At 43.0% G+C, this 15,077-nt stretch carries 11 protein-coding genes and 1 pseudogene; 2 read left to right on the top strand and 10 right to left on the bottom strand.

Annotated elements, in window-relative coordinates:
* Positions 1-11 precede the first annotated feature (11 nt).
* Positions 12-1,157: an SLAC1 family transporter gene (locus M3610_RS09110; RefSeq protein WP_251458587.1), complete on the top strand. Its 1,146-nt coding sequence runs from the start codon at positions 12-14 to the stop codon at positions 1,155-1,157.
* Positions 1,158-1,271: 114 nt separating this feature from the next.
* Here the strand turns inward: M3610_RS09110 and acnA are convergent.
* The 10 genes and pseudogenes from acnA to M3610_RS09060 all read right to left on the bottom strand — a co-directional run bounded on the left by acnA (position 1,272) and on the right by M3610_RS09060 (position 13,685).
* A pseudogene (gene acnA / locus M3610_RS09105) lies at positions 1,272-3,770 on the bottom strand (aconitate hydratase AcnA).
* 153 nt (positions 3,771-3,923) lie between these two features.
* Complete coding sequence (locus M3610_RS09100; protein WP_251458584.1) at positions 3,924-4,865, bottom strand: hydroxymethylglutaryl-CoA lyase; 942 nt, start codon at positions 4,863-4,865, stop codon at positions 3,924-3,926.
* 14 nt (positions 4,866-4,879) lie between these two features.
* Positions 4,880-6,091 (bottom strand): CaiB/BaiF CoA transferase family protein, encoded by a 1,212-nt coding sequence (locus M3610_RS09095; protein WP_251458582.1) that lies wholly within the window; start codon positions 6,089-6,091, stop codon positions 4,880-4,882.
* Between the two features lie 135 nt (positions 6,092-6,226).
* Entirely contained in the window at positions 6,227-7,414 is a 1,188-nt protein-coding gene (locus M3610_RS09090) for an FAD-dependent monooxygenase (RefSeq protein WP_251458579.1), read from the bottom strand.
* A 33-nt stretch (positions 7,415-7,447) separates the two neighbouring features.
* Positions 7,448-8,587, bottom strand: coding sequence for a cupin domain-containing protein (locus tag M3610_RS09085; protein ID WP_251458576.1), 1,140 nt, complete (start codon positions 8,585-8,587; stop codon positions 7,448-7,450).
* Between the two features lie 103 nt (positions 8,588-8,690).
* Entirely contained in the window at positions 8,691-9,524 is an 834-nt protein-coding gene (locus M3610_RS09080; RefSeq protein WP_251458573.1) for a fumarylacetoacetate hydrolase family protein, read from the bottom strand.
* A 35-nt stretch (positions 9,525-9,559) separates the two neighbouring features.
* Positions 9,560-11,023 carry an MmgE/PrpD family protein gene (locus tag M3610_RS09075; protein WP_251458570.1) on the bottom strand — a complete coding sequence of 488 codons (1,464 nt, stop codon included), beginning with the start codon at positions 11,021-11,023 and terminating at the stop codon, positions 9,560-9,562.
* Complete coding sequence (locus tag M3610_RS09070; RefSeq protein ID WP_251458567.1) at positions 10,989-11,795, bottom strand: enoyl-CoA hydratase/isomerase family protein; 807 nt, start codon at positions 11,793-11,795, stop codon at positions 10,989-10,991. The genes M3610_RS09075 and M3610_RS09070 overlap by 35 nt, the downstream gene beginning before the upstream one ends.
* 33 nt (positions 11,796-11,828) lie before the next feature.
* Positions 11,829-12,782, bottom strand: coding sequence for an acyl-CoA dehydrogenase family protein (locus tag M3610_RS09065; RefSeq protein ID WP_251458564.1), 954 nt, complete (start codon positions 12,780-12,782; stop codon positions 11,829-11,831).
* A gap of 42 nt (positions 12,783-12,824) precedes the next feature.
* A complete protein-coding gene (locus tag M3610_RS09060) occupies positions 12,825-13,685 on the bottom strand; it encodes a hydroxymethylglutaryl-CoA lyase (RefSeq protein ID WP_251458563.1) in 861 nt (286 codons plus the stop codon).
* 182 nt (positions 13,686-13,867) lie between these two features.
* Here M3610_RS09060 and M3610_RS09055 point away from each other — a divergent pair, with 182 nt between their 5' ends.
* Entirely contained in the window at positions 13,868-15,037 is a 1,170-nt protein-coding gene (locus M3610_RS09055; protein WP_251458561.1) for an acyl-CoA dehydrogenase family protein, read from the top strand.
* Positions 15,038-15,077: the final 40 nt, after the last annotated feature.

The following is a 15,077-nucleotide window of genomic DNA, read 5'->3' as shown; positions in this document are numbered from 1 at the left end:
CAGATGGATTGATGGTATACTTGATAGATACTACTATGGTAATGGTGATAAATGTGGTTTATTTATTGATATTGATTTTCTTCATGGTTTGTATTATTTTATTTTTCACTTTTAAAAAACTTTATATTAGAACTTCAACCATGGCTATGGTTATGGCAATTGGGATTGTTACGCAAGGTGTTCTATTAAACTATTTCGGAATCCAGTTCTTCCAACATATAATTGGAAAAATTCTAAGCATTATTAACTTATCCCTTTGGTTTGCCTTTATTCTTTCTTTGATCATTGCCAGTTTGGATGGGAAATTTAAAGACATCCATTATGCCAATCGGATCAATCGTTTTGGGATCGGCACATGGGTTGCTGGCACATCTATTTGTGGCATTTTATTTTATAAACAATTTATCGAATTGGGATTTATTTCGGTTATTCTTGCTTTTATTAATATCTTCCTGTGGATGATTTATATTGGGATCAGTGTAAAAACTTTTATAGAAATCTCTCGGACAAAATCATATTCGAATGTCCATGGAATACTTCTTCTTACTACTGTAAGTACACAATCAATCGTCCTGTTACTTAACACTGTTTTCAAAGAATGCCCTGATTTCATTAATCTACCTTTACTAATCATAGGATTTAGTTTTTATCTTGTTTGTGTTTTCTTTATTTTATATAGATACATAAAAAATCCTTGGTCTATTGAAAAGGATTGGAACAATACGAACTGCATTTTACATGGGGCTTTATCTATTTCAGGGATTGCCTGTTTAGTCACCGGCATCGTTAGTATTGAAACGATAAGATGGATATGGCGAGCAGCCCTACTTATTTTCATTATGGTAGAATCTATTGAAATTTACAGGCTTTTTAAACGGTTTAAACACTACGGCTTTAAAAAAGCAATCTTTATTTATGATGTTACACAATGGAGTAGAGTGTTTACTTTTGCCATGTTTTATACTTTTACATCCCTTATCCATACCCATTTATTGATCGGATCCATTGTGATTGACACCATCTTAAACGAAGGCGTATGGATAGTAATACTTCTTCTAATGCTTGAACTAATGCTTTATGTTAGTGATCTCATAAAAGCTAATAAACAATTATCAAGACAAATTAGTAAAGAAAACGAAGTAAGCTCTCCATTTTAATTGGGGAGCTTTTTCATTATGCCTATTTATTGTTGGCTGCCAATTGAAGCATGTGCTGCCAGCCAAGTCTCTAAAGAATTCCTTAATTTTTCATTTTACACCATGCTAATCTTTCTATCTCTCTACCCATTGGTCTAGGATACTCTGAAAAACACCCTTTTTCGAATAAAGCTCAATCTCCATGCGGGTATCCAAGCGCAATACTGTCTGGAACAGGGTCCTTGAGCCATCCGGTTTAATGGCTTCCACTCCCACCTTTTGTAACGGACTGAGCGGTTCGCTCAATCCTATAATGGAATACGTTTCTAGACCATCCAGATTCATCGATTCATAGTTTTCTCCAGGCAAAAATTGAAGCGGCACAATCCCCATCATAACCAAGTTACTTCGGTGAATTCTTTCAAAACTTTCCCCGATAACTGCTTTGACGCCAAGGAGGGAGGTACCCTTTGCGGCCCAATCCCTTGCACTCCCCATTCCATAGTCTTTGCCGGCTAAAATAATCAGCTGCGTATTTTCCTGTTGGTAGACCATGGATGCGGAATAGACATCCATTTCTTCCCCGCTCGGTACATAGAGAGTTGTACCTCCTGTTTTTTCTACTAATTTATTCTTAAGCCTTGGATGGGCAAAAGTTCCTCTGACAAGTACCTCATGATTTCCTCGGCGCGAACCGTAAGAATTGAAGTTGGCGGATTCGACGTCTTGCTCAATAAGGTATTGTCCAGCTGTACTCTCATAAGGAATGTTGCCGACCGGCGAAATATGGTCTGTTGTAACCGAATCACCGAGCATTAACAAGACTCTCGCTTGGTGAATATCTCCTGGCTTGGATTCTTTGATCTCCGCTTTGAAGAAAGGGGATGCTTTAAAGTACGTGGACCGATCATCCCACCTAAAAATCGGATGATCATCATATGCTAGACCCTGCCATTTCTCGTCCCCTTCAAATACATTTTCATAGGCTTCACGATATAAATCGGATGAAATTGTAGAATCCACTAGGCTGGCAATTTCCTCGGAACTGGGCCAAATATCCTTCAAATAAATCTCTTTACCCAAGGCAGATCTGCCCAATGGTTCTCTCTCCAAATCAATATCCATGGTGCCTGCGATAGCAAAGGCGATAACTAAAGGAGGAGAGACCAAATAGTTTGCTTTTACTAAGGAATGAATGCGTCCTTCAAAATTACGATTTCCGCTTAATACGGCAGCAACCGTCAAACCCTGCTCCTGAATCTCATTTTCTACTTCTTCAGCCAGTTTGCCGCTGTTGCCAACACATACTGCACATCCGTAACCGGTATGATAAAATCCCAGCTTTTCCAAATAGGGAAGTAATCCTGCTTTTTGCAAATATGCCGTTACTGCCTTTGATCCTGGTGCCAAAGAAGTTTGAATGGTTTTAGGTACGGTTAAGCCGTACTCCACCGCCTTCTTTGCCAAAAGCCCTGCCCCTATCATATTGAAGGGGTTTGATGTATTCGTACAGCTAGTTATAGCAGCAATCACGATGGAGCCATCCTTCAATTGCGTACTCCTATTCATCCCGTTAGAGCTAAGTGAAAGGGACTTGGGAAACGATTGTCTCACCGCAGAAATCGGCAATCTGTCTTGCGGTCGACTTGGACCCGAAACACTTGCTTCCACAGTCTGTAAATCAAACTTTATTAAGTCTGAGTACGCTTTTCCATTTCCACTGGAATCGGGTATATGGAATAATCCTTGTTTTTTACAATATCGCTCCACAAGATCAACTTCCTCATCCCGTTTGCCCGTTATACGTAAAAATTTTAATGTCTCTTCATCAACCGGAAAGAATCCGCAAGTTGCCCCATATTCTGGCGCCATATTGGAGATGGTCGCCCGATCAGGGAGGGAAAGCCTGTTCAAGCTGGGACCAAAAAATTCGACGAATTTACCCACAACATTGTGCTTTCTTAGGATCTCCGTTAACGTTAAGGCAACATCCGTCGCCGTAACTCCCTCCTTCAGCTGACCAGTAATTTTGACCCCTACCACGTCGGGTACTGATATACTTACAGGGATACCAAGCATGGCTGCTTCTGCTTCGATTCCTCCAACACCCCAACCCAACACTCCTAATGCATTTACCATTGTGGTATGGGAATCCGTACCGATTACCATTTCGGGATGAGCGATGCTCTCATCACCTTGATTCGTTAATTGTACGACTTTGGTCAAGCATTCCAAATTAACTTGATGAATGATGCCATTAGCCGGTGGGATGACGCGAAAGCCTGCGAAGGATTGCTGCGCCCATTTTAAAAACCTGTATCTTTCCTGATTTCGTTCATATTCTATTTGAAGATTGTTTGAAAAAGCAGATGTCGATCAATAGTAATCAACTTGAACCGAATGATCGATAACCAAATCAACGGGAATAACGGGATTTACGTGACTTGGATCGATTCCTTCCTCCATCAATCGTTGACGAAGCGACACCAAGTCGACTAAAGCCGGAACACCCGATGCATCTTGCATAATAACTCGTGTGGGCATTAGCGGAATTTCAACCGATTCATTAGAGCCTCTTGAAGCCACTCGGATCAAATCCAGTTCTGTAAGTCCGAGTCTGCTTTGATTTCGCATGAGCGATTCAAGCAGTATCATCGTTGTATATGGCAAGTTATCCATATTCACAATACCACTTTGTCCCAACGACTGCAGGCTGTTAATGGTAATCGATCCATTGGCAGTACTTAACATTTGCTGAAACACTCGAAGTCCTCCATTTCTCCCTAGCTATAACTTTACTTTTTGCTGAGCCTTTGGACTTGCAGATAAGTCCGAACATTTGCCAGCTTTCAAAACAAAGCTGTCTACATATTGCGGAAGACTCCGCTGAATATCCATTGCCGCCTCCAGTACGCTATTTAATGAAACACCGGTATGAATTCCCATTTCCTCAAATCCGTGAATCAAATCCTCAGAAGCTATATTTCCGCTGGCTCCGGGTGCATAAGGACAGCCTCCCAATCCGCCAGTGGAGCTGTCAAAATGAACAATGCCTTCCTCCCATCCAGCCACGGCATTGGCAAACGCCATGCCTCTTGTATTATGAAGATGAAGTGAAAAAATGAAGTCCGGAAATCTCCTCATTAATTCACGAACATTGTTTTTAATTCGCAATGGATTTGCCATACCCGTTGTATCGGCAAGTGAAACTTCCTTAATTCCTAAGGAACGGTACCGTTCACATATCATCACAAGACGTTCAACTGGAATTTCACCTTCATAGGGGCATCCAAACGCAACAGAGATCGACCCCGATACCTTCATGCTGTTTTTTTCTGCTAGATCAATTAGCGGTTCAAACTTCTGAAAAGCCTCTAGTGTCTTGCAGTTTGCATTACTTATGCTATGGGAATCGGAGGCAGACAGCATCAGCTTCACCTTGTCTACGCCAGCTACAATGGCTCTTTCCAAGCCGCGGGTATTTGGAACCAGTGCCCTCAGCTTCACATGTTCCGAGCGTTTGATTCTTTTCAACACTTCATCCGCATCTTTCAATTGCGGAATCGCTTTGGGATGAACAAAAGAAGTAACCTCAATCTGTTTGTGGCCGCAATCAATCAGTTGATTAATAATTCTGACTTTTTCTTCCGTTGGAATCCATTCACTGACGCTTTGAAACCCGTCCCTTGGACAAACCTCAGTAATTATAATCTCTCTATTACTCGCCAAGTTTGAACACTCCTTTATATCACTTTTTTCTCTTTTAAACTAGCAATGGTTCCTTCGTCCAGTTCCAAGAGTATTTTTAGAATTTCATCATTATGCTCGCCTAAATCCGGAGCAATTTGCCTGATGGAACCCGGTGTTTCAGAAAATTTTGGAACCACACCTGGGATCTTAACTTTCCCTAGACGCGGATGGTCGACTTCCACAATATTTTCTCTCGCCTGATACTGAGGATTTTCAAAAATATCCTTAATACTGTAGATTTGACTCATCGGTACGCCGCATTCGTCTAGGAGATGCTGCAGTTCGTCCTTTGTTTTCGTTTTCACCCAATCGGAAACAATCCCATTGACTTCATCAAATCGCGTCAAACGGACCGAGTTGGTATGATAGCGTTCATCCGTCAGCATATCTACACGATTCATGGCTTTTGCCAAACGCTCAAAGGTCTTGTCGGAGCTCGTAACCAAAATCACCCACTGTCCATCCTTGGTTAGAAAATTCCCTGCAGGTGCTGAATGACCGCTCAATCCCGGTGATCTCTCTTTGATGGTGCCAGTCTGATCATAGTCCGTAACCAAAAATTCCATCATTCTAAACATTGATTCATATAAGCTGACATCTACGTATTGACCTGAGCCCTGCTCCTGACAATCCCTGTGATACAAGGCTGTAACCGCAGCAAAAGCGACATAAATCCCTGTAATATAATCCGTTAAGGAAAAAGAAGGACTGATTGGCGGGCGATCAGGGTATCCATGCAAATACGTAAAACCGCTGAAGGCTGTGGCGGGTGTACCGAAACCTGCTTTGTGTGAATAAGGGCCGGTCTGTCCATAACCTGTTACCCTGATCATGACTAAATCAGGATTGATTTTTCTCAGATCCTCATAGCCAATCCCCCATTTTTCCAATGTTCCGGTTCTGAAGTTTTCAATGACCATATCAGATTTGCTAACCAGTTTTCTTAGTATTTCCTTGCCCTCTTCCTGGTGTAAATCCAACGTAATTGATTTCTTATTACGAGCCATACCAGGCCATCTTAATCCTTCTCCTTTATAATAGGGTCCTAGATTACGCAGTGGGTCACCGACATCGGGCATTTCAATTTTAATAACTTCTGCCCCAAAATCACCAAGAAGTGTAGCACCATAGGGAGCTGCAATAACAGTTGATAAATCGAGAATACGGATACCCTCTAAGGGACATTTCGATTTATTAAATTTCATGTATGATCACGCCCTTGAATTTATATTAAATCAAATGATTTCTCTTCAAAAAAGGTATACGTAAAGGCTATATCCATAAATGTAAAAAGGAATATAGCCTTTGAATTACTTGAATTAGAACCTGCCTATTTATTATTATACAGTAGTAAGCACTTTCTCTTTGTAAAGCCAATCTAAATAGTTGTAATCGTCTTCTGAACGGTTCAGCATGATTGTATTACGCAGAAGTCTTGTAACTGAATCTTCTGCATGCTTGATTTCTCCCCAAGTCCGTGCTCCACGCTGCACCTGTGCCGTTCTTGGCATACGATCTTGTTGGTATTCGTCCAATGCTTTCGCTATATTTGAACCGTTCGCACGGATTTTTTCAGTTAAACAAACTGCATCTTCAAGTGCTTGACATGCCCCTTGTGCAAGATATTGCAGCATCGCATGAGCACTATCTCCCAGGAGCGTCACGCGATTGGTTGACCATTTATCCAGTGGTTCGATATCAAACAGCTTTGTGACCAAACCGCGTTCTGCAAACTTCAGTGATTCTTTAATGGTCGAACAGCTATCGCCAAACATTTGATGGAGTTCCTCCACAGTCCCCCAATCATCGGAGTTCTCATTAAATTTGTAGCTTTTGAATACCGCTACTTGGTTAATAACACTCTTATGACGTACCGGATACTGTACCAAGTGAATGCCAGGTCCAATCCACGTTAACTTTTCGTCCCAATCAATATCAATCGTCATTTCAGACATCGGGACAGTAAAGCGATAGACCACATACTGAGAGATAACTGGATCTGCTTGACTTACTAGTTTACGTGCCATTGAACGGATACCATCCGCACCGATGACTGTTTCCGCTTGCAGTACCGCTCCGTTTTCACAACATAATTCTACATAATCATCGGATTCTTTAATGGATTCCAATTTATGATTGGTTAAAAATGAAACATTATCTAACGATTGACAAGCCTTCAGCAAAACACTATGCAAATCAGAACGATGGATAACAATGTACGGATATCCGAAACGATCACGGAATGAATCTCCAAATTGAACGGCCGACAGCTCCTTACCGCTTAACGCGTCCATGAACACATGACGGCGGGGAAACACCGCCAGTTTATAGACTTCATCCAGAACTCCCAAAGCATCAAGCGCCCGTAAGCCGTTCGGACCTACCTGCAATCCGGCGCCCACCTCACCAAACTGTGGTGCCTGCTCGAGCAGTGTTACTTTTTTTCCTAATTTAGCAATTCCGTAAGCAGCAGCTAAACCCCCTATTCCACCGCCTACAACGATAACCTCTTTAACTTCTCCCACCATAATCACCCCATATATGAAATTAGATTATTTCTACTAATCTATCGCTATTACATCTGAGAGTTCAGGCTCAAAAACTGATAGAATCGCCTGGTAACCGACATTTTCTGGATAAGCTTCTTCTCGTTCAAAGCCAAATGGCTCCAAAATTGGCAGATCGTTCGTAGAAAATAAAAATGCCTCTTCTATTTCAGATGTATTCACATGCTCATGCCAGGTCCAGGCCGGCAGTGCGAAGAAGTCGCCTGCTTCCCAGTCAAAACGAACACCGTTCATCACCGTATACCCGCTTCCCTTGTGCACATGATATACCGAGCTGTGCATATGGCGATGCGCTTTACCCCTATATTGAATCGGCAGCTTCTGCATTCTGGCGCCAACTCTTCCATTTGCGTCCTTGCCGGTGGATGGATTGATATATTCCACGGCGAATCCGTCGAATGGATCTGGAGCTAATTCACTTTGTCCATCCAGTGCTTGTTTTGTCAAATCCCATGTGTATCGGCCGAGCGGTGCAGGTGATGGCTTGCGATCCGAAATCGGCCGTACCATCCCTCCCGCATAACGCTTTGTGCCGTAATCATCAGGAAACTCAACTGGCTGCTGCTCCTGCGGATACAGTTCGAAGAATGAACTTGTCAGTGCAGAAGTGAATGGGATATCTAAACAGTCCATCCAGAGTACCGTTTCGTCTCCTTCATTTACATGATCGTGCCAGCACCACTCCGGCGTAATAACGTAGTCCCCCGGTTCGAAATGATATTTCACACCGTTCACAATGCCGGATGCACCCTGGCCTTCCATAATAAACCGCAGTGCTGAAGTCATATGCCTGTGTGATGGGGCAATTCCCCCAGGATTAAGCGCTTGAACGGCAGCATACAGTGTTTGCGTTGCCCCGCCCCATCCGTGTGGCTCCAAATGCTTCATACCTGGATTGATTAAATAAATGGCTCGCCGATCAATGGATCCCGTCCCTACCTCGAGTAGCTCCTTGGCTTTATCCAGGGCCTCAAGGATTTGCCTTTTTTTCCACAAATACGGAACAGCTCGCGGCTTAGGCTGATGTGAGCTGAATACGGAAGCCCATAAAGGACCCATATTCTTATCCTTAAGCTCTTGGTGGAATTCCAACAATTCTGGTGTCCATTGTTGTTTTGATTTATGTTCAGACATATTACTTCCCCACTTTCGTAATAACGTACAGTAACAATAAAATCATTTAAGTAGTCACATACTCGAATCAAATAGTATTAATTTAAACAAACAAATAATTTGGTCATATTCCCGGCTTGAAGTCGACCTGTACAGAAAATTCACCGATTCTTTCGATGTGAATTCGAACAATATCACCTTTAGTAATTGGAGCAACTCCTTCCGGTGTTCCAGTCGTAACAATATCTCCAGGAAGAAGCGTCATGACACTGGAAGCTGCCTCAAAAAATTTATAGCAATCGTAAATGAGATCACTCGTGTTGGCAGATTGTCTGATTTCATCATTAACCCACAGATTCATTTGCAGTTGATTAGGATTTTCCACTTCGTCACCCGTCACAATCCATGGACCGATTGGAGTAAAGGTATCAAAGGATTTTCGCCATGGTCGATCTTCCTTACCGCGGACCGTAATGTCCATTAAAGCAAGGTATCCGAAGATGTACTTAGACGCATCCTCCGCCTTAACATCCTTGGCTTCCTTACCGACAACGAAAGCAATTTCCGCTTCATGATCCACTCTTCGGTCTCTGAACGGCAGCAGCACCGTTTCATCAGGTCCAATAATCGAAGAAGGCGATTTAAGGAAAAATTCGAGACCGTCCACCGTTGAAGCGGTGTTCATCTCTTGTTTGTGCAGGATATAATTGATAGGAGCTGCTACGATTTTGCTCGGATTTGGGACAGGGGCACGTAATGACACGTCCGATACTTGATATACAGGACAAGAAGCTATGCCAGCTTTAATTTTGGGTTTCAAAACATCGAATTCTCCCATCAGTTTGACTAGGGAAGCTTGCGGTTCCTCGTTACTCCAAGATGTTAATTCAGTAATATCGATCACACTGCTGCCATCGACAACACCAACGCGATTTTCATTGAACAATGCAATTTTCATTTTGATACTCCTTCCATTTGATTCATCCATTGAAATCAAATCATTTGTTTTTGTTTATAATCATTCAATTGGTTGTGTATCTCATTTATCCAATCACTGAAGTATGTGAATGTGTCGATTCGTAAACCTTGATCATATAGTTCATGGGCGATTTGCTCCATGCTGCCATAATTAAGGAAGGACTGGGCGTAATAACTCAAACAACTGATCCACTTCTCTCGGTGCTCTTTTTCGCTCAGGGGGTATTCTTTGGAACCCGGTGAATGTTGAAGCGTTTTTGCATACATTTGACCGTTCTTTGTCTTAATTTCTATTTCTACAGGCAATCTTCGATTGAGTCGCTTGTCCTCCTCCGTTTCCTGCAGTTCTATCACCTTGACCATAGGCAGCAATTTCTGAATGTCCATCCGCTGCACTTGCTCATCCTCAAAACTGCTCAACCTAACATGTCCATCGGCTATCGCTGCAAGGACGGTATATTCGGCACTAAACTTTCCCTGTAAGCCTGTCACAGGACGTGAATGTACCAAAGGCAAAAGACTTCTCGGCTGTGCCCGAAGCACAATTGCCTGTACAGCATCCAAACTCAACTGATATTCCGCTTTGAGATCAAGCGCCCCTTGGATAAATCGGTGTGTACCAAAGCAGCAAGGGAACTTCTTGACGGATAACCCCTCTAACATATCGTAAGGCTCTCCGAATCTGATGCGGTTCATCGCGTACAGGAGATCCCCCTCATCGGCCCCGCCGCTAAACGCCATGAAAAAGCCTCGTTTTCCAAAAATATCACGATTCCCTGTAAAGCCCTGTCTAGCAAGCATTACCGCCTGAATGCCGTGTGATGCCGACAATCCAACATGCAGCGACTTGGTCATGGAACCGAAATTCTTCTGTAGCCCACCTGTCATCGATGCAGCGATAGCAATGGCATGAGAGCATTGCTCCGCATTGAGATGAAGCAGATAGGAGGAAGCAGCAGCCGCTCCAATCGTACCCAACGTATCGGTGGCATGCCAGCCGAGATTGTAATGCCGTATCCCCATAACCTGCCCAATGCGGATCATAACTTCCGTGCCGATGCTATAGGCCGTAATGACCTCCTTCCCCGAGCTCTTTAGCTTCTCGGCAAGGGGTGTTATCGCAGACAGAATCGGAGCACTTGGATGGATGACGACACCAACCGAAGCATCGTCATAATCCAACACATGGGAAGCCGTCCCGTTTATGATGGCTGCTTTATCGCAATCAACTTTCACAGGCTCCCCCCAAAGAGAGGAGACACCGCCCTGCCCGCTCTCCTGCGAGACATAGACCTTTTTAGCCCTTTCTACAGCAGGTTCCTTCCATCCTGCTAAAGCTACTCCCATCGTATCAATAATGGCCCTCTTAGCTAATTCCACCATTTCTTCTGGAAGCTGATGATAGGATGTTTCCGTAATAAAGGCAGCGAGCCTTGTCATGAAATTATTGATTTTTCCATCTTGGTCTACGTTTTTCATTAAATGCTGCCACTCCCTCTAACCGGTCTTCCGATGTCACTAACTGGTTGTATGCTGCAATATCCAGAGCGTAGGCCGTATGGTAGTCTGTTTCGGATCCTTGGTTAATCGAGACTTTTGCTGCTCTTACTGCCATTGGCGCGGTGTTTGCAATCAATTCTGCCAATTCCAGTGCCGTTTCCAGCGCGATTCCTTTGGAAACGACTCGGTTGACCATACCCCATTCGTATGCTAATGCTGCATCAATTTTTCGTCCTGTATAGATAAGCTCTTTGGCACGGCGTACCCCAATTGCTCGAGCCAGATTTTGCAGCCCTCCGCCACCAGGTAAAATTCCTCTTAATGCTTCCGACAATCCGAAAACAGCTGTTTCCGAAGCAATGATAAAATCAGTCGAAAGTGCCAATTCACATCCTCCAGCAAGTGCATAGCCTTCCACGGCGGCAATGATAGGTACCGGGAATTCCCGAGTCAACAGGACCAAGTCCTCAATGATATGATGTTGTCGTTTCCACGTGCCGTCACTCATTCCGTTACGTTCTTTTAAATCGCCTCCGGTGCTGAACGCTCTCTCCCCTGCTCCGGTAATAACAACGCATCTTAACTCTTCGTTATAGGCCTGCTCACGGAAAAGCCTTAGCCTTTCCTCAAGCATTTTAGTATTCATCGCATTCATTACTTCAGGTCTATTTAGCGTGACAACCAGAATTTCGTTATTTTCACCCTTAAATTCAACCTTCAGCATTTCATAAGATTCTTGCACTATACTCACAGCATTCGCTCTCCTTTCCTGACTTCTTCTTACTTAATATGATCTTGGCATTTTCAATACGTGCTGACCTACATAGCTTAATATCAGATTCGAAGAGATTGGAGCTATCTTCATCATTCTTGCTTGCATCCACTTGCGGTTAATGTGATACTCGTTTGCTGCAGCATAGCCGCCGTGCGTTTGCATACATGCTTCAGCCGCATGATACGCAGCCTCAGAGCAAAGGTACTTCGCCATATTTGCTTCTGCACCCGCCTGTAGATTGTTATCGAATTTAGTTGCAGCTTTATACATAAGTGCCTCCGCAGCTTGAAGCTCCATATACGCTTGAGCAATCGGGAATTGGATGCCCTGGTTTTGGCCGATCGGACGGTTAAATACAACACGCTCATTCGCATACTTGACAGCTTGGTCAATAAACCACTTCCCATTGCCAAGAGCGGAACCAGATACAAGAATCCTTTCTGCGACCATTCCGTCCATCACGCAGTAAAGTCCTCTTCCTTCTTCACCAATTAAGCATTCCTCAGGAACTTCAAGGTCGTTGAAGAACAATTGATTCGTGTCTCCGCCTAGCATAGTAGAAATTTTCGTTGATTCAATTCCGTTTCCAACTTCACGGGTATCAATCAGGAACAAGCTGATGCCGTGAGTTCTCTTTTCTACTTTGTCAAGTGGTGTGGTACGGGCCAGAAGCAGCATCAAGTCTGTGTTATTGAAGCGGGAAATAAAGATTTTTTGGCCGTTAATAATGTAACGGTCTCCCTTTTTCTCGGCAAATGTTTTAATTTTAGTTGTGTCCGTACCAGCATCCGGCTCTGTTACTGCAAAGGTCTGCAGTCTTAAGGAACCGTTTGCAATTTGCGGTAAATATTTACGCTTTTGTTCCTCATGGGAGTGTCTCCAATAATCTAAATCAAACCGGGAACAAACCTCTCTCACGCCAGCGCGAATATCATTTTGCAGGTCAGAAAATTCAAAATCCATCTTTAATTCCTCCACGTTCTATGATTATTTTTTTCTATTAATTTATGATCCTTGTACCTGCATCCAGGATTGTGGTCTAATTCCAGGAAGAACCCCGCCCTTGGACAGATGCCCAGGAAGCTCTCGGCCCACAATTTGTTCAACCATCTTGGAGCATTCGACTAAAGCTTCTAAGTTAAGTCCGGTATCAATGCCCATTTCTTCGCACAGAAATGCGACATCCTCTGTAGAAATGTTTCCTGGTGCTCCTTTCACTGCAGCAAATGGACATCCTCCTAGTCCTGCAACCGCCGTATCGAATTCCCAAAGGCCTTCCTGTAGCGCAGCGTATACGTTTGCGAGACCCTGTCCGCGTGTATCATGCAGATGCAAATGTATATTAATTTCCGGCCATTTATCCTGAATGGCACGAACCGTTCGTTTAATCTGTTCCGGGTTGGCCCAGCCCATCGTATCAGCTAATTTGACTTTTTGAATCCGTTCTCCATAACTTTCTGCCAAGGAAATGACCTTGCCCATGATGTTAAGCAAATGATCCAAATAGATGTAGCCTTCAAAGTTACAGCCAAAGGATGCCATAAATCCCATCTGTTTCACAGGAATGCCTGCTGCCTGATAGGCTTCAATCCATTCTGGCAACGCTTTCAGCATTTCACTGGTCGATTTATTCAAATTCCGCCTCGAAAAGGCATCACTTGCAGATAGAACAAGACTTCCGTCCAATGTAACGTTATTGGCTAGCGCTCGCTCCAGCCCTTTCAAATTCAGATATGCTGCACGATAAGCCACCCCTTGCACTCTCTCAATCTTTGCTAATACTATTTCCGCATCTGCCATCTGCGGAACCCACTTCGGACTGACAAAAGATGTAACCTCTATGTTTTTGAGTCCAGTCTGGCTCAATGCATTAACGAAAGCAATCTTATCCTCTGTGGGAATCTTGCTTGTTTCGATTGAAAGCCTTCCCTTGGCCCTACCTCATACAATTCAACGTGTTGGGGTAATGTCATAGTCTTACCTCCTAACCAACAATGCTCTTAACCGTTAAATAATTATTTAAATCCATGTTGAAAGGAACTGATTGTATGGCAGTACTTGTTGAAAATAAATTGCTTTTTAATGAAATAATCGAAAAAGCGAAAAGAATTGGTGAAGCAGCAGAGCTTGAAGCGTTACAAGCCGATCAAAATGCCACAATATCTGAAAATATTGCAAATATTATTCGGAACGAAAATATTCATCGTTTAATTCTTCCGAAAGAATATGGTTACCCACAACTTGATTGGCGTACATTTGTCGATATGGTCAGCACAGTTGGCTATTACAATTTATCGGCAGCTTGGCTCACATACTTTTTTTCAGTGCACAATGCATGGGTGTCATATTTACCAAAGCCGTTACGTGACGAAATCGTTAACCAAGGCGGCTTTGTAGCCGATGTTTTTGCACCTATAGGGCAAGTAGAAAAGTGTGAAGGCGGCTACTATGTTTCTGGTAAATACAACTTTGTAAGCGGTATCAATTATTGTGATTGGGTTGGCGTTGGAGCGATGATGAAATTTGACGATTCTGAGAAGCCTGAACGAGTAGGTATTTGCTTAAAAGTGTCTGATTTAGAAGTTGTGAAAAACTGGGATTCTCTTGGATTACGCGGCTCAGGCAGTAATACACTGATTGTTGATAAAGTTTTTGTAAAACCTGAATCGATTCTTCGTTTTAGTAAAATTATTGAGTGCAGTCAACCGCCAGAAAAGGATTTCGATCAAGATTATTTATATTACAACACCCCCTTCTACCCTGGCTTCTATGTTGGATTTGCTGCAATGGCGGTAGGCGGCGCTGAACGTGTATTACAAGAGTTTGAAAAACATACAGCAGGTCGAATTCGCTTCTCAGGTGTCGTTGAAAAAGAATCTCCTACAAGTCAGCGCGTACTTGCAGAATTAAGTATAGAAATGGAATCAGCTAAAGCTTTATTAAACCAATACATTGTCATGATGGAACAAGATAAAGGCGGTCCATATGAAGGGGCTAGATATAAAGCAATACGAGCTGCAATTATCGATAAGTGCGTCAATATTGGTGTTAAAAGTTTATTAACACTTGGCGGACATGCCTTATTGAAAGGTCATCCTGTTGAATTGTTTGCACGTGACTTAATTGCGATAGCTACTCATATTACATCTTTATACGAAGATGGTATTTACGGTTATGGCAGACATTTATTTGGTATCAAAACAGGTATCCAAGGATAATAGGTTGCCAGTTTTACAACCTACTGGTTCACATTCTTTA

Source organism: Neobacillus sp. MER 74, assembly GCF_023714155.1.
This window is presented reverse-complemented; position numbering and strand designations above follow the sequence as displayed.